Source organism: Pseudundibacterium arcticum, from assembly GCF_042646465.1.
Classification (GTDB): domain Bacteria; phylum Pseudomonadota; class Gammaproteobacteria; order Burkholderiales; family Burkholderiaceae_D; genus Undibacterium_A; species Undibacterium_A arcticum.
Map to the genome: position 1 here is coordinate 1 of NZ_JBHRTP010000004.1, position 15215 is coordinate 15215.

The 15215-nt window shown below is 56.1% G+C and carries 16 protein-coding genes; 14 read left to right on the forward strand and 2 right to left on the reverse strand.

What is annotated here, in order from left to right; translation table 11 throughout:
* Both ACFOFO_RS01570 and ACFOFO_RS01575 read left to right on the forward strand, forming a co-directional pair.
* Positions 1-161 (forward strand): CoA-transferase (locus tag ACFOFO_RS01570; protein WP_390330653.1); only part of this gene is annotated, 161 nt, incomplete at its 5' end.
* Between the two features lie 10 nt (positions 162-171).
* Positions 172-822 carry a 3-oxoacid CoA-transferase subunit B gene (locus tag ACFOFO_RS01575; RefSeq protein ID WP_390328948.1) on the forward strand — a complete coding sequence of 217 codons (651 nt, stop codon included), beginning with the start codon at positions 172-174 and terminating at the stop codon, positions 820-822.
* Between the two features lie 187 nt (positions 823-1009).
* On the opposite strand, the gene ACFOFO_RS01580 is transcribed toward ACFOFO_RS01575, so the two are convergent.
* Entirely contained in the window at positions 1010-1735 is a 726-nt protein-coding gene (locus ACFOFO_RS01580) for a transposase (RefSeq protein ID WP_390328946.1), read from the reverse strand.
* A gap of 417 nt (positions 1736-2152) precedes the next feature.
* Here ACFOFO_RS01580 and ACFOFO_RS01585 point away from each other — a divergent pair, with 417 nt between their 5' ends.
* The 9 genes from ACFOFO_RS01585 to ACFOFO_RS01625 all read left to right on the forward strand — a co-directional run bounded on the left by ACFOFO_RS01585 (position 2153) and on the right by ACFOFO_RS01625 (position 10030).
* Positions 2153-3055 (forward strand): dioxygenase family protein, encoded by a 903-nt coding sequence (locus ACFOFO_RS01585; protein WP_390328943.1) that lies wholly within the window; start codon positions 2153-2155, stop codon positions 3053-3055.
* A gap of 27 nt (positions 3056-3082) precedes the next feature.
* On the forward strand, positions 3083-3850 hold the full coding sequence (locus ACFOFO_RS01590) for an SDR family NAD(P)-dependent oxidoreductase (RefSeq protein ID WP_390328941.1): 768 nt from the start codon (positions 3083-3085) through the stop codon (positions 3848-3850).
* A 13-nt stretch (positions 3851-3863) separates the two neighbouring features.
* A complete protein-coding gene (locus tag ACFOFO_RS01595; protein WP_390330646.1) occupies positions 3864-4742 on the forward strand; it encodes a beta-keto acid cleavage family enzyme in 879 nt (292 codons plus the stop codon).
* A complete protein-coding gene (locus ACFOFO_RS01600) occupies positions 4739-5299 on the forward strand; it encodes a gamma carbonic anhydrase family protein (protein WP_390328938.1) in 561 nt (186 codons plus the stop codon). The genes ACFOFO_RS01595 and ACFOFO_RS01600 overlap by 4 nt, the downstream gene beginning before the upstream one ends.
* Positions 5296-6273, forward strand: a complete 978-nt coding sequence (locus ACFOFO_RS01605; RefSeq protein ID WP_390328935.1) for a quinone oxidoreductase family protein — start codon at positions 5296-5298, stop codon at positions 6271-6273. The genes ACFOFO_RS01600 and ACFOFO_RS01605 overlap by 4 nt, the downstream gene beginning before the upstream one ends.
* A complete protein-coding gene (locus ACFOFO_RS01610) occupies positions 6270-6608 on the forward strand; it encodes a cupin domain-containing protein (protein ID WP_390328933.1) in 339 nt (112 codons plus the stop codon). The genes ACFOFO_RS01605 and ACFOFO_RS01610 overlap by 4 nt, the downstream gene beginning before the upstream one ends.
* Positions 6609-6881: 273 nt before the next feature.
* On the forward strand, positions 6882-7106 hold the full coding sequence (locus tag ACFOFO_RS01615; RefSeq protein ID WP_390328931.1) for a type 2 periplasmic-binding domain-containing protein: 225 nt from the start codon (positions 6882-6884) through the stop codon (positions 7104-7106).
* A 77-nt stretch (positions 7107-7183) separates the two neighbouring features.
* Positions 7184-8479 carry a dicarboxylate/amino acid:cation symporter gene (locus ACFOFO_RS01620; protein ID WP_390328929.1) on the forward strand — a complete coding sequence of 432 codons (1296 nt, stop codon included), beginning with the start codon at positions 7184-7186 and terminating at the stop codon, positions 8477-8479.
* 495 nt (positions 8480-8974) lie between these two features.
* Positions 8975-10030 carry a maleylacetate reductase gene (locus tag ACFOFO_RS01625; protein ID WP_390330655.1) on the forward strand — a complete coding sequence of 352 codons (1056 nt, stop codon included), beginning with the start codon at positions 8975-8977 and terminating at the stop codon, positions 10028-10030.
* Between the two features lie 465 nt (positions 10031-10495).
* Here the strand turns inward: ACFOFO_RS01625 and ACFOFO_RS01630 are convergent, their stop codons facing one another.
* The gene (locus tag ACFOFO_RS01630; RefSeq protein ID WP_390330648.1) at positions 10496-10693 is read right to left on the reverse strand and encodes a hypothetical protein; all 198 of its coding nucleotides are present in this window, start codon (positions 10691-10693) and stop codon (positions 10496-10498) included.
* Positions 10694-11339: 646 nt separating this feature from the next.
* On the opposite strand from ACFOFO_RS01630, the gene dps reads away from it, so the two are divergent.
* From dps to ACFOFO_RS01645, 3 genes are all read left to right on the forward strand, one after another.
* Positions 11340-11795, forward strand: coding sequence for a DNA starvation/stationary phase protection protein Dps (dps, locus tag ACFOFO_RS01635; RefSeq protein WP_390328928.1), 456 nt, complete (start codon positions 11340-11342; stop codon positions 11793-11795).
* Between the two features lie 356 nt (positions 11796-12151).
* Positions 12152-14560 (forward strand): ATP-binding protein, encoded by a 2409-nt coding sequence (locus ACFOFO_RS01640; protein WP_390330650.1) that lies wholly within the window; start codon positions 12152-12154, stop codon positions 14558-14560.
* A gap of 106 nt (positions 14561-14666) precedes the next feature.
* Complete coding sequence (locus ACFOFO_RS01645; protein ID WP_390330651.1) at positions 14667-15026, forward strand: hypothetical protein; 360 nt, start codon at positions 14667-14669, stop codon at positions 15024-15026.
* Positions 15027-15215 lie beyond the last annotated feature (189 nt).

A 15215-nucleotide genomic window follows, 5' to 3' on the forward strand; every position in this document is an offset into this window, starting at 1 on the left:
CGATGGCCGGCAAGATCACCATCGTCGAAGTCGAGGTGCTGGTCGAGACCGGCGAAATCGACCCGGACGATGTGCATACGCCTGGTATCTTCGTACATCGGATCGTGGTCAACGCGACACCCGAGAAACGCATCGAACAACGCACCTTGCGTGCACAATAAGGGGGGGGACATGGCTTGGATGCGTGATGAAATGGCCGCGATTGCGGCGAAAGAATTGCAGGATGGCTTTTACGTGAACCTTGGCATCGGCTTGCCGACCATGGTCGCCAATTATGTGCCGCCAGGCATGGACGTCTGGCTGCAATCGGAGAACGGCCTGCTCGGCATCGGTCCTTTTCCGACTGCAGACCAAGTCGACCCCGACTTGATCAATGCCGGCAAGCAGACCATAACGACCTTGCCGGGATCGTCGATCTTCTCGTCGGCTGATTCGTTCGCGATGATCCGCGGCGGCAAGATCAATCTGGCGATCCTGGGAGCGATGCAAGTATCGGAGAAAGGCGATCTGGCCAACTGGATGATTCCGGGCAAGATGGTCAAGGGCATGGGCGGCGCGATGGACCTGGTGGCCGGCGTCAAGCGCGTCGTGGTGCTGATGGAGCACGTCGCGAAGGCAAAGGATGGTTCGACTACCCACAAGATATTGAAGTCCTGTACCTTGCCGCTGACCGGTGTCGGCGTGGTTGACCGCATCATCACCGATCTGGGCGTGATCGACGTGACGCCGAACGGTCTGAAACTGGTGGCGTTGGCGCCGGGTGTCACGAAGCAAGAGATCGCCGAAAACGCCGGCGTCGCGCTGGACATGAGCGCGGTCTAATTGTCCTGCGGAGGCCATGATGAACGGCACCGCGAGGTGCGGTTTTCATTGTGCATCCAGCTTGGGCGCAATCTTGGATCTGCAAGTCCTCCCGGCGCTAGTCGGGGTGATCGTACTTTCGGCGCAGATTGATACGGTTCGCCAAGAAATTGGTGAGCGAATCAATAAATTAAAGTTTGCACAGTTCCTAAGAAACACACTCCGCACTCATTGGGTTTTGCGCAGCCTGAATCGTCATTCCGAATTGCGCCGCTCGGCGATGAAGCTGCTTGATGACACAATCACGATATTGTTGTTCATAATGATCTGCGCCGGGATCTTTGTAATCCATGCCAAATCGCATCGCATTGTAAAACAGTACCGCGATTTTCCGGGCAGTCGCCGTTACTGCTTTGGCGTTGCCAGTGCGGGCAGCAAGTCGTCGATAGAAGGCTCCCAGAGCGGTATTGGTGCGGGCGACAGCGACCGCGGCCAATCGTATAGCCACAGTGACTCGATTGCTGGTATTTCGCGCGTGTGCGGACAGCACTTTGCCACCACTGATTTTGCATCCGGGCGAGAGCGTCAGCCATGACGTGAAATGTTTAGATGTGCGCCAGCGGGTAAGGTCGGTGCCGTAGTCGGCAACCAGACGCAGGGCGAGAAACGGTTCAATGCCGTGAATCTGCGTCAGATCCGTGCCCGTCAATTGGTATATCGCCGAGCGGACATCGAAATTCACCTGGTTCGGCTGTTTGGTGCGATAGCGAGCCTTGGGCATGGGGGCATCCGGCCGGGGGCGTTCTACATTCAAAGCGGCAACTGCCTGCTCAATTTGGTGATCGCATTCATCAATACATTGCTGATGGAAATCATAGAGCGCAAGCGCCTGCTTCAAAGCAAAGATATGCTCGGGCTGATAGTTGCCCACCATGGCGTCCCGTAATCGAGTGTGCCAAAGCTGCCGGCATCGGGTTTCGGGCGTTCCCTGCTGGCAGGAACGCTACGCGAACTGCGGGTCCGGTCAACTCCGGCGCATTGGCTCACGCGGTGCTGGCAAGGATTCTCGAACAAGCCCTTGCCAGATGACCGAGCGCTCCTTGACGCACTCGCCGCAGGATGCGGTTTCAACCCTTATCCCTCGACTTAATAAACTAGCGTTAGGGTAGGAAGCGGTTGCAATTCTTTCCGAAATTCGTTGACATTCCATTTTTCACCGCTTATCATTATTTATGCAAACGATTGCATGAAACATCGCAAAGGATAGCGTCCGGCATGTACGTCGGTGATGCGCAGATAGCATTGATTGGCAACGGCCGGCCTTGGCGGCGACAGAGAAAAGGAAATCAACATGGGAAGCGACAGAATAATTGATACCGAGATGTCGGTGACGGAGGTCGTGAAGGCCGCACTGGAGCGCACCGACGGTCCGCGCCTGAAACAAATCGTGACCGCGTTTATCGAGCACGCGCATGCGTTGGTCAGAGAAGTCAATCTGACGGAAGAAGAGCTTCATATCGGGCTGCGCTTTATCGGCGCCGTCGGTCAGGCCAACACTGATTCTCACAACGAAGTCGTTCTGGCTGCCGACGTACTAGGTATTTCCACCCTGGTGGCGCTGCGCAATAGCCCGCAACAGCATGGTCAGACGGCACGCGCCTTGCTCGGCCCTTTCTGGCGACTGAATGCGCCGGAGTGCTCATGCGGCGACTGTATCGCGCGCTCCGATACGCCTGGCGCGCCGATGGTGGTCTCTGGGCAGGTACGAGACACTCACGGCAAGCCGATCGCGGGCGCATTGATCGATGTATGGCAGGCGTCGCCGGTCGGCTTGTACGAGAATCAAGACCCGGAGCAGGACGAGATGAACTTGCGCGGGAAATTCCGGACCGATCCTGACGGGCGCTATCACTTCCGCACCGTGCGCCCGGCTGGATATCCGGTGCCTACGCATGGCCCTGTGGGTGCATTGCTGAGAGCGCAGAAGCGTCACCCGTATCGCCCAGCACATATCCATTTCATGGTATCCGATCCGGCGCATAAAACACTAGTCACGCAGGTGTTCTCGGATGACTCCGAGCATTTGACAAGCGACGTCGTGTTCGGCGTGACGAAAGCGCTGATCGGACATTTCAAACGGCAGGACTTCGCCGCTTCAGCACCGGCTGGCATAACGGCGCCGTACTTCACGCTTGAATATGATTTTGTCCTGGAAGAGGGTCGCAGCGAATTTCCAGAACCCCCCATCAAATAACCGCTATCTCCATACCGAGGAATCACCATGTCAGAACCCACATCCCTCCCACTTGAGGGGCAGGTAGCCATCATTGCCGGCGGCCGCGGCGGCATCGGCTACGCAACCGCGAAACGCCTGGCTTTCGCAGGCGCGCAGATCGTATTGCTGGATCGGTCCGATCTGGCGGCTGCCGAGGCGCGTGCCAAGGAATTACCGGGCAAAGGGCATGGCGCCGTACTCGCGTCCATCGACGACAGCGCTGCACTCCAGCGCGCCGCCGCCGAAGTCGGCTCGCGCTGGGGGCGCTCCGATATCCTGGTAAATGCCGCCGGAATGACGAAGCCAGTTGCACACAAAGATCTCGATGCACTGGACGACGCATTGATCGACCAGATATTTGTTGCCAACTGGCGCGGCCCATTTGCGACGATCCGTGCATTCACGCCACTGTTGCGCGCTTCCGGTAATGGATTGATTGTGAACATTTCTTCGATTGCGGCGACCACTGGCATTGGAAGCAACCTCGCTTACTGCGCCGCAAAGGCAGGGCTCGATGTGCTGGCGACATCGCTCGGTCGGGCACTGGCGCCGGAGATTCGTGTGATCAATGTGTCCCCCGGCATAGTGGACACAACCTTTGTCCCCGGGCGCGACCAAGCGTGGAGCGACAAGCAGGCCGCGACGACGCCGTTAAAGCGCATTGGCTCGACAGACGATATCGCTGCCGCAGTAGAAGCATGCGCGACAACGCTTAAATTCGTTACTGGCACCACGATCCAGGTCGACGGCGGCCGTCATCTTGGCACATTCTGAGCGGGCAAACATCATGCAGAAAAAAGTCATCATCACCTGCGCGGTAACCGGCAATATCACTAGGCCGGACCAGCATCCCGGGCTGCCGATCACGCCGCAGCAGATTGCGGATTCCGCACTCGAAGCGGCAGAAGCAGGCGCATCGGTTGCGCATATTCATGTGCGCGATCCCGAGACCGGCCGGCCATCGATGAAAGTTGAGTATTACCGCGATGTCATGGAGCGCATTCGTGCCAAAAATCGCGCAATGGTGATTAACCTGACTACCGGACCTGGTGGACGCTTTATTCCCAGCGATGAAGACCCGCAAGTCGCAGCGCCAGGCAGCACGCTGATGGTGCCTGAAAAACGGGTTGAACATATTACCCAGCTCAAACCGGACATCTGTACGCTCGACTTGAATACGATGAATTCCGGTGGGGACGTTGTCATCAATACGCCGCGCAACGTGATCCGCATGGCGAAGATCATTCGCGCGGCCGGGGTCACGCCGGAAATCGAAATATTCGACTCCGGCGATCTGCACTTGGCACATGACTTGATCCGTGACGGCGTGCTGGAAGGTCCTGGTTTGTTCAGCCTTGTGCTCGGCGTGAACTATGGTTTTTCGGCGACACCTGAAACGATGCTGTATGCACGCAACCTGTTGCCAGCAGGCGCAACCTGGTCGGCGTTCGGCCTCGGGCGGCATGAGTTTCCGATGGGGGCGCAAGCCTTCCTGTACGGCGGGCATGTCCGGGTCGGATTTGAAGACAACCTTTTCCTCTCCAAGGGTGTACTTGCTCCCAGCAACGCAGCATTGGTGCAGCGCGCGCGCGCGATTATCGAATCGATCGGCGGCGAGATCGCATCGCCTGCGGAAGCCCGAAAAATTCTTGGGCTCGCATCATGACGCAAGCCAAATTTGCGGTTCCGACCCATGCGTTCGCCATACCGCAAGTCGATGACAAAGCCTTCGTTGCTGCCAACGCAGTTGTGATCGGCGATGTATCGATTGGCGTCGATGCCTCGGTGTGGTTCGGTTGCGTTATTCGTGGCGACGTGCAGCACATCAGCATCGGCGCACGCAGCAATATTCAGGACGGCACCGTCATTCATGTCTCTACCAACGGACCGCCGACATTGATCGGCGAAGACGTGACTGTCGGACATTCGGCCGTGCTGCACGCATGCACGTTGGAGAACCATGCTTTCGTCGGCATCGGCGCCTGTGTTCTCGACCGTGCCGTTGTAAAGGCTGGCGGGATGTTGGCGGCAGGGGCAGTTTTGCCTCCCGGAAAAATCGTCAATTCGGGCGAACTCTGGGGCGGCAATCCGGCGCGGCTGCTACGCGAACTCAGGATAGACGAACGCGATGGAATGATCATCAACGTCCAACGCTACGTCGCACTTGCTCAACATTATCGGTCGGCGCATCCGACCATTTACAAAAGGGATATCACTACATGAATGCAATCCGTGTGTTAGAGAAGGCCGCCAATATTGACGCGCTTACATTGTCCGTGGTGACAGCCTATCGTACATCGGCAGGGCCCGGTCAGTGTGTCATCGAGGTTCTTAGCGCGGGTGTCAATCCGAGCGATGTCAAGGCCGCGCTCGGCGCCATGCCACATGCCGTCTGGCCGCGTACGCCGGGGCGCGACTACGCAGGTGTCGTGGTTGATGGACCTGAGCACCTGATTGGCAAGGAAGTGTGGGGCAGCGGCGGTGAACTCGGCATTCGCCGTAACGGCACCCATACGCAGTATCTGGTCGTCGATGCAGTCAGTGTGCGTGAAAAACCGGCATCGGTCTCGATGCTTGAAGCCGGCGCCGTCGGCGTGCCGTTCATCACTGCCTATGAAGGCCTGCGTCGCGCCGGCTTGCCGAAACAGGGCGACATCGTGCTGGTATGCGGGGGGAACGGAAAGGTGGGGCAAGCGACGATTCAACTCGCGACCCGCGCCGGCGCACAGGTTTTTGCGGTTGAGCGCACGCGCGAAGCTTATCGTGGCCACGCCACCGGCCCGGTCGAAATGATCGACGCGAGTACGCAGGATATTGCCGAATTTGTCCGTGAAAAAACCGCGGGCCATGGCGCCGATATCGTCTACAACACCGTCGGCAGCCCGTATTTTGAACAAGCTAATCGCGCTATGGCGATCGGTGCGCGCCAGATATTCATCTCGACCATCGAAAAGCCGGTCCCCTTCGATATCTTCGCTTTTTATCGCGGGCAGCATACTTACGTCGGTATCGATACATTGGCGCTGGACAGCCTGGCCGGCGCCAAAATTCTCGATGAGCTTGCACCAGGATTCAACGACGGCACATTGAAGCCGTTTCCGGTTGGCGAGGACAGTATTTTCGATCTGCAGAATGCAATTCAGGGATACAAGGCAGTATTGGCCGGCGCACGCGAACGTGTCGTATTGCGGCCATGAACCTTACCCGATTTGCAAACGCACCGCAGTATTTCCCGCCGAATCACGATGGCATGCATTGCCTGCGTCTGCAGGGTCACGAGGCGGGACCGTCCGACACGATTTGGCTCGGCGTCTCGCACATTTTGCCCGGCGGCGGTACCACGCTCGACGCATCGCCGGTCGAGAAGCTCTATGTCGTGCTGGAGGGTAACGTGACGGTGGTGACCGAAGGCGGCGAAGAAACCCTGGGGCCGCATGACTCTTGCCGTCTCGCACCTGGCGAGAAGCGCGCTTTGAAAAACCGGACTAATCGTCCGGCAACGGTGTTGTTGGCAATGCCTTATACAAAATAAGGTTGACCAGCGCGCTTCGCGCCGCATAGGTCTTTGCATTGGTAAGTGAAGGGCGGCGGCATTTGCCGCGTGCTGATTTCACCCGGCTCACAACGTCCGACGCCACGCGCCAGGCGACGGTATTTTCTGAGTCAAGCACGGGCGAACCGTTGCGGGACGCGCTAAGGAACGCATCCCGCAACGAGATATTTTAAGAGAACACGACGAAGAAAATTCATTTCCTCTTCATCGGCTTTCTCACCACCACCCTGAGCGGTGGTTCAGCAGCTCATCGTGATCACATTCAGCCACGTGGTCGCAAGAGATGTTCCGAAAGGAAAGGGCGCCGAAAGTTTCAAGAAGTTGGAGGAAAAAGCAACGAAGGGCCACGTCAAGGTCAACGTGTTTCCCAACCGTAGACTTTATGAGGACAACGAAGAGCCGAAAGGGCTGCAACTGGACTCTTGCGCACCTGCGCTGCACGCATATTCCAAGAGCCTTCTGCATTTGGACAAATAACATCTGGCCGCAGCGATGACAATGACATCCACCAATCATCTGCGGCATTTCTTACAATCAATGAAGTGGAGAGACATATGAATCACGCAGCAGAACTGAATGGGGTAACCGACATGACGGCCATACCTAGCAAGAAGCCGTTCTATCGAATCCTTTACGTCCAGGTACTGTTAGCCATCGCCTTTGGTATCGTGTTGGGGCATTTCAATTCAAGCCTGGCGATAGACATGAAACCGCTGGGTGACGGATTCATCAAGTTGGTCAAGATGCTAATTGCGCCCATTGTCTTTTGCACGGTCGTTTCCGGCATAGCCGGCATGCAGAACATAAAGAAAGTCGGTCGAGTCGGCGGTAAGGCGTTGCTGTACTTCGAGATCGTATCGACGCTTGCGCTCCTGATCGGGATGATCGTCGGCAACCTGGTCCGCCCGGGCGACGGCTTCAATGTGAATCCTGCGACGCTCGATGCAAAGGCAGTGATGGACTACGCGGGCAAAGCGAAGCAGCTCAGCACAACTGATTTCTTGCTGAATATAATCCCCAACACCGTGGTCGATGCTTTTGCCAAGGGAGATATTCTTCAAGTGATCCTAATTGCGCTTATTTTCGGTATTGCCCTGTCGGCGCTGGGACAGAAGTGTAAGGGGGTCATTGATCTGATTGATTCGGCGAGCCATGCGGCATTCGGTGCGGTGAATGTGGTCATGAAGTTTGCACCAATTGGTGCGTTCGGGGCCATGGCGTTCACCATCGGCAAGTATGGCGTGGCGTCGCTTGGGCCATTGGCCAAGCTGATCGGTACCTTCTATTTGACCTCGTTTCTGTTCGTATTCATCGTCCTGGGAATCATTTCAAAGCTTACCGGATTCAGTATTTTCAAATTCCTGAAGTACATTAAGGAAGAAATCTTCTTGGTGTTCGGTACCAGTTCTTCGGATACCGCATTGCCAACGCTAATGGAGAAACTTGAAAAACTGGGCTGCTCAAAATCGCTGGTCGGCCTAGTGGTTCCAACCGGCTATACCTTCAACACCGACGGCACCAGCATTTACATGACGATGGCCGCGCTCTTCGTCGCGCAAGCAACTAATACCGATTTGACATTGACCCAGCAACTGACGATTTTCGGCGTCGCCATGTTGACCTCCAAAGGGGCAAGTGGTGTCCAGGGCGCATCGTTCATCGCCTTGGTCGGGACGCTGGCAGTGGTTCCCACCATTCCGGTAGCGGGCATGGCGTTGATACTCGGGATCGACCGTTTCATGAGTGAGGCACGCGCACTGGTCAACATGATCGGAAACGGCGTTGCCACGGTCGTGATGGCGCGGTGGGAAAACGAGCTCGATAAAGAAAAGCTGAAAATGATTTCTTGATAGTTCTCCGGCGCGCATGGGGAGTGTGGCGTGCCGGTAACTCTTCATACGGTTTTCGAAATTAGGGGTAGGAACGTTTCGATGAAATTCACCGCCAATTTGCGGACTGGTTCTCCGTTGGGGGAGTGGTTTTTCAGCGGTCCTTGTCATGGCGGTGCTGATGACTGGCATCGCACCGATCTATTTGATCAAGGATGAATTGCGGCAGCTGACAGCATAAAGAAGCGGACCGCGACGCTGGAACAAGCCGTTTCGGCATTCACGCTTGAATGTAGGGTGGCGCAACAAGAGCCGGTTGCACTGGTGGTGACGCACGGTCCGCAGCCAGGGATCGCCTATTACAGCAGTAAAACCGCTGTCATGCTGGCTGGGCGGGCCATGGCTAGCCGCTTTCCGACTTAACCGATGTACGCTGTGTTTAACCTGCGTGCAGGTAGCATTGAGGCGTGCTTTCCTCATTTTTATTCAGCACAGGATCTCATCATGTCGCCGCAAATGAACTCTTTTTCTTTCTCGGGACAGATACCGCGCGTGATTTTTGGCCCGGGCAGCCTGCAATACCTCTCCCGCGAAATCGATCTGATTGGCGCGCAGCGCGCGCTCATACTCTGCACCCCCGGCCAACGCGCCGGGGCCGAGCTGGTTGCGGATTTGATTGGCGTCCGCTGTGCTGGAATCTTCGACCGTGCCGTGATGCATGTACCGCTCGACATTGCGGGCGAAGTGCGCGACGTTGCCCTGCAGGTGAATGCCGATTGCGTCATTGCCATTGGCGGCGGTTCGACAACCGGCCTGGGCAAGGCAATTGCGTTGGTGTCCACGCTGCCGATTCTGGCGATTCCGACTACGTATGCGGGCAGTGAAATGACCCCGATCTATGGGATTACCGACAATGGGGTGAAAAAGACCGGTCGTGACGTGCGTGTGTTGCCGAAGACTGTCATCTATGATCCGGAGCTTACCGTGGACTTGCCGGCTAGCCTGTCCATCACAAGCGGCATCAACGCGATCGCACATGCGGCGGAATGCATGTATGCACAGGACGCGAATCCGATCATGTCGTTTTTTGCAGAGGAGGGCATGCGCGCGTTGGTACGTGGTTTGCCAAAAATCGTTTCACAACTGAAATGCCTGGAAGGGCGAAGCGACTGCCTGTACGGCGCATGGTTATGCGGTGTCGTGTTGGGCAATGTTGGCATGGGGCTGCACCACAAGCTTTGTCATACTCTGGGCGGCAGCTTCAGGCTGCCGCACGCAGAGACGCATACGATCATACTGCCGCATGTTCTGGCCTACAACAGAGACGCCGCACCGGACGCGATGCACCGTATCTCGATAATTCTGGGTGCACCGGACGCAGCGCAGGGAATGTTCGACTTCGCGCAGTCGCTCGCCGCGCCGACCGCCTTGAAAGACATCGGAATGCAAGAGTCCGATCTCGATCTCTGTGCAAAAATCGCGACGCAGGATGCCTATCCGAACCCTCGATCGATGGGAACGAAAGAAGTGCGCGCATTGCTGGAAAACGCTTATTGGGGAAACAGGCCATGAAGCCACTTGGCAAAATTTAACGTCGGTTTCTCAGGCGCCGTCAGATCTCGTCGCAAATCACATTCTTGGGCGGGGGCTCGACTTACGAAGGCGGGGGCACATGCCGTTTGTTCCAAACGTACGCTATCGCCGCGCCTATTTGTACAAAGCAGGTGCTATTCACGTCGCTGCCCCCTCCAGCCATAAGGTGACTACCGTGCGGTCCATCTTCCATCGGGACTGCAGCGTGCAGATTTATTGGTAAAGCCTACCCGTCGAAGTCCTCAATGGCATTGTGCTGTATTCTACTCATATTCCCATTACGCAGCAGACCTCTACCTGCTATCTCGGCCCCTCTCTGCTCGATGGCGACAGTAAGGTGTTTTTCCGAATCGCCAACTGCGATGGCGATTCGGTCAGTCGCAACTGCGATAATTTCCGAATCAAATACGATTTTCCTTTGACTATCACGCGAGATAAAGCGTCTTAATCGATGCGGCCGGAATATCTGTCACCCCCCCGATTAGGCCGGAAATAAAGTGCAATGTCACCAACAGCCTCGACTATCCCTTCATAAAGCGCACCATCTGCTTGGACAAGAACAGTATCGCTGATGCACGCATGAAATCGAGTTTGACGACTTATGCTGGCACAGCACATTGAAACCGGAATTTCATTCAACATTTTTAATTTCCTTTTCAGGCTGTTCTACAGCTAATGTGTCATTGCGAATTCACGTTCTACGCAAAAAATATGCCTGTTGTATTCACTTAGGTCCCTTGAATTCGGACTGGCTGAGATCTCCTTGTCCAGCCTCCGGGGTTCACGTCAATAAATGGGTCAGTTTTCGGCCGGCAACAACACACCTAACTCCCGGCGTCTTTTTGCCTGGCTCCAGCCGGTGGTCACGCTTGGGTGTCGGTGATGGGGGTGAGGGGAGTCTATGACTGTGCAGAACGGAACAGTCCAACGCCAACGCTTGTCAAGTTCGATTGTGAATCGCTGCAGGGTCAGCCCAGCAAAGCGGGAAATACCTGGCGCAAACATTTGCTCGTCGCCCGCGGAATAAGGGCACCTCGAAGAACCCATATCCTGTCTTGGTTTCAGAGAAAGGGTATGAATGACTCGCCAGGTCGGCGCTCCATTGGTTCAGCTTGATTTCGACAGCATCGGCACCTAGAATAATCGCTACCAATCTGCTCAGCGGCGCGGGCGCCGACGTATCGCACCACCGGTCGGTGTGTGCTGCTACCGGTCAACTCGCCGAACCATCCATACCTGTCGGGCTTACTTGCCAGTAACTCGATAGCGTCTTTGCAAGGAGAAAAGCATGGCCTTCTATCCCACCCGCAACACTTTGCCTGAGGACATTCGCCTCCAAGCAGTCGACTTGCTTGGCAAAGGGCTTATTACCGCGATTGATGTACAGCGCCATGCCAAGCAGGCGCACTGGAATGTGCACGGCCCCAATTTCATCGGACTACACCTGCTATTCGATGAAGTCCACGGCGCGGCGCTGGCGTGGGCCGACCTGTGCGCCGAACGCCTGGTAGCGCTGGGTGGCACAGCGGACGGACGCGTCGAACACGTGGCCAAACAGACACCGCTCAACCCGTATCCACTACAAGTAAAAAGCGGTACCGAACACGTATTCGCATTGGCTGCCGCGCTGGCCGCATTCGGCGAGCAAGTGCGTGGTGCCATTAAAGCGTCAGCGAATTTTGACGACGCCACCACGTCGGATCTAGTCGGATCTATTTACCGAAATTTCGCGTGGCGTCGATGAATACCTGTGGAAAGTCGAAGCGCACCATCGCTCCAGTTGATTATTACCGTTGAGTCAGTCCGCCGGTGACGCGTAGCGCCCGGCGGCTTTTCTATTCGACCTCTCCGCAATACGAGCAGATGAGGGGCGGCCGGGATTCATGTTTTTTTCGCCAAAGTTAAGTTAAGTCAATGATCTAAAAGGAAAATTCATATTTTCGACTTTCTCTCGTCGCGCCTCACCATCAATATACCTCTCTGTGCTGGCGACTCCTTCATCGCTAGCAACAAGCTCAAGATTAGCGGCGGCTGCTTGTGTACGTTTGCTTAGACGCAGCCTATGCTTTGTGAAGCAAGTTTCGCAAATCGGAGTATCGTGTGTCTCCTGCCTGTCATCCAGTCGACGACGCCATAGCGTTCGGGCCATTTCATTTATTTCCGGAACAGCAACTGTTACTGGAAGCGGGCAAGCCTGTTCGCCTCGGAAGTCGCGCATTGGAAATCTTAGTCGCCTTAGTCGAACGGCCAGGGGAAATTGTCAGCAAAATGGAATTGGTCGCGCGAGTTTGGCCGAATACCATTGTGGTAGAAGGTAATCTCAAAGTCCACATTGCCGCACTGCGTAAAGCGTTGGGTGACGGTCGCGACGGCAATCAATACTTGGTGAATGTTCCCGGCCGCGGGTATAAATTTGTCGCTCCGGTCGTACACCCTAAGCGGCCGGCGCCCCTACTGCCCATGTTGGGGGCCTACCCGCACACCTGTCATATACCGTCTCCCCTCACTCGTATCCTCGGCCGCAAGGACATTGTCGAGACAATCATAAATAAATTGTCCGAAAGCCGCATTGTGACTATAGTCGGACCGGGGGGCATCGGTAAGACGACCGTAGCGCTTGCGGTCGCTGCCAAACTCGTTGCGTCAAAGAAGGACGGCGGAGGCTTCGTTGATTTGGCGCCTTTTGCCGATCACCTGCTCGTGCCGAGTGCACTGGCAACGATGCTGGGGGTTGCGGTGCGTTCGGACAATCCAATCCCGAGCCTGATTGCTTTCCTTGCGGGAAAGCAGATGCTCATCGTGCTCGATAGTTGCGAACATGTCATCGCCGCCGTGGCGGTGATGGCGTCGGAGTTGCTCGAAGGTATCGCCGGCTTACACATTCTGGCGACCAGTCGCGAACCTCTGAGGGTGGCAGGCGAAAGTGTCCAGCGCCTGCCGCCGCTGAAGACTCCCGCTTCGTCAGACGGGCTGACGGCTGCCGAGGCGCTCACATTTCCGTCGATCCAGTTGTTTGTGGAGCGCACTTCCGAACGCATAGGTGCGTTCCGCCTTACCGACATGGACGCCCCTCTCATTGCCGATATCTGCCGCAAGCTCGACGGCAACCCACTCGCGATCGAGTTGGCGGCGGCCCGCGTCGACGCATTTGGCATTCGAGGTGTAGCGACGCAGCTTAATGATCGCTTTCGCCTGCTAACGAGTGGCTGGCGCAACGCACCGCCACGTCATCAGACGCTCATGGTGACGCTCGACTGGAGCTATGATTTTCTGCCGGAAATCGAGCGTGTGATCCTGCGTCGGTTGGGGATCTTCGTAGGATATTTCGACTTGGAGGCAGCCAGTAAAGTGGCAGCAAGCGGTGCCGTCACTTTGTGGGACATCCTGAGTGGCGTCGCTAACCTGGTCGATAAATCGCTTGTCTCGGCCGATGTAGGCAGTACAGTCGCACGCTATCGCCTCCTTGACACGACAGCCGCCTATGCGCGCAAGCAACTGGTTGATCACGGTGAGTTCGAGCAGTTAGCGCGAAGCCACGTCGAATACTATCTGGGTCTGCTCGAGCGAGCGGACGCGTTAGCTACCCTGCAGCGCGATGAGGACTGGTCAATCGCATATGGCGACCATATCGATAACGTTCGCGCAGCGCTGGACTGGGCATTTTCCCTGAGCGGCGACCCCGTCATCGGCGTGAGCCTCACAATTGCGGCTGTTTCATTGTGGCTACAATTTTCGCTAATGAGCGAGTGTCGCAGGCGCGTAAATCTGGCGCTTGAAAGCATGAAGTGTGGCCCGAACGGAGGTAGGCGTCAGGAAATGCAGCTTTTGAACGCGCTCGGCGTGGCGTTGTACTCCGTTGGTCCCAGTCCGGAATCCAGGACCGTTTGGACCAAGGTTCTGGAAATCGCCGAGGAGCTTGGAGACATAGACTATCAATTACGCGCACTATGGGGGCTTTGGTTTGTGTGCGTCACGGGCAGCAACCATCGAAGCGGATTGTCGCTTGCAAAACAATTTTCCATTCTCGCTGCCAAAACGACTGATCCTTTGGCATTGTTTATCGGTGAGCGATTGATCGGCACGTCACTATATTTTTTGGGCGAGCAACGGGGTGCACGACGCCACTTCAATCTCATGCTGAGTCACCCGATCTCAGCCAGTACGCGGGCGCAAATTGTTCGCTTTCAGTTTGACCAATCGGTCGCGGGACGCGCGTTCCTCTCGCGAATCCTTTGGCTGCAAGGATTTCCCGACCAAGCCATGCACGAGGCAGAAGGCAGCGCTGCGGATGCACAAGCATTGAGGCATTCGCTTTCGCTATGTTATGCGCTCGGACAGGCGGCATGTCCGATTGCATTGCTTGCTGGAGATATGACAGCAGCACAACGGAACGTATCTATGCTACTCGAACATTCGGTACGACATGAACTGCCTCTCTGGCAGATGTTTCAGTGGAATGGTGAAGTTCAGGAGTGGCGATCACAGCTCAGGATTGCTCCTGCTTGGTGAGGCGATAGATGAACTCCGCGAAGCTGGATTCGCCCTATATCACACGGCCGCGCTCTGTGAATATGCGGGGGCCCTGGGAAGTGTCGGGGAGATCGCACGCGCGCAGGTGGCGATCAACGAAGCGCTTGCGCAATCCAAGCGTAATGACGAACTGTGGTGCATGCCGGAATTGTTACGCGTCAAAGCCGAACTGTTATTGCTCGAGGCAGACTCCAATGGGGTTTCTGCGGCCGAGAATCATTTTCAGAAGTCCTTCGCTCTAGCACGACAGCAAGGAGCGTTGTCGTGGGAATTGCGCACTGCCACAAGCCTTGCCCGATTGCAGAAGAAGCAGCGCCGTGAGGAGCAGGCGCAAAAGCTGCTCGCCGCTACATATGCCCGCTTTACTGAGGGATTCGGAACCGCCGATGTGAGGGCGGCAAAATTGCTATTAGGTGAGTTGAACCAAGAGAGATTTCTGCCCTAGATTATTGGGACTGCCTGTGAGCCGGCTAAGCGCCTGACAGGCGAGCGGTCGCATTGCGCACCGCCGGCAACCCTCGTTTTTTCGCGACTCTACACTTTCCGATATTTTTTTGCAGCAGGTGCCAAGCCGGCTGCCCCCTGTGCCAATATAACTTGAGACACCTACCCGATTAATTTAGAGTACAGCGGT

What these genes read in the sequence shown, in the direction of transcription:
- ACFOFO_RS01575 (WP_390328948.1), top strand. Translation starts at nt 172, where the DNA reads ATGGCTTGGATGCGTGATGAAATGGCCGCGATTGCGGCGAAAGAATTG.
- ACFOFO_RS01580 (WP_390328946.1), bottom strand. Translation starts at nt 1,735, where the DNA reads ATGGTGGGCAACTATCAGCCCGAGCATATCTTTGCTTTGAAGCAGGCG.
- ACFOFO_RS01585 (WP_390328943.1), top strand. Translation starts at nt 2,153, where the DNA reads ATGGGAAGCGACAGAATAATTGATACCGAGATGTCGGTGACGGAGGTC.
- ACFOFO_RS01590 (WP_390328941.1), top strand. Translation starts at nt 3,083, where the DNA reads ATGTCAGAACCCACATCCCTCCCACTTGAGGGGCAGGTAGCCATCATT.
- ACFOFO_RS01595 (WP_390330646.1), top strand. Translation starts at nt 3,864, where the DNA reads ATGCAGAAAAAAGTCATCATCACCTGCGCGGTAACCGGCAATATCACT.
- ACFOFO_RS01600 (WP_390328938.1), top strand. Translation starts at nt 4,739, where the DNA reads ATGACGCAAGCCAAATTTGCGGTTCCGACCCATGCGTTCGCCATACCG.
- ACFOFO_RS01605 (WP_390328935.1), top strand. Translation starts at nt 5,296, where the DNA reads ATGAATGCAATCCGTGTGTTAGAGAAGGCCGCCAATATTGACGCGCTT.
- ACFOFO_RS01610 (WP_390328933.1), top strand. Translation starts at nt 6,270, where the DNA reads ATGAACCTTACCCGATTTGCAAACGCACCGCAGTATTTCCCGCCGAAT.
- ACFOFO_RS01620 (WP_390328929.1), top strand. Translation starts at nt 7,184, where the DNA reads ATGAATCACGCAGCAGAACTGAATGGGGTAACCGACATGACGGCCATA.
- ACFOFO_RS01625 (WP_390330655.1), top strand. Translation starts at nt 8,975, where the DNA reads ATGAACTCTTTTTCTTTCTCGGGACAGATACCGCGCGTGATTTTTGGC.
- ACFOFO_RS01630 (WP_390330648.1), bottom strand. Translation starts at nt 10,693, where the DNA reads ATGTTGAATGAAATTCCGGTTTCAATGTGCTGTGCCAGCATAAGTCGT.
- dps (WP_390328928.1), top strand. Translation starts at nt 11,340, where the DNA reads ATGGCCTTCTATCCCACCCGCAACACTTTGCCTGAGGACATTCGCCTC.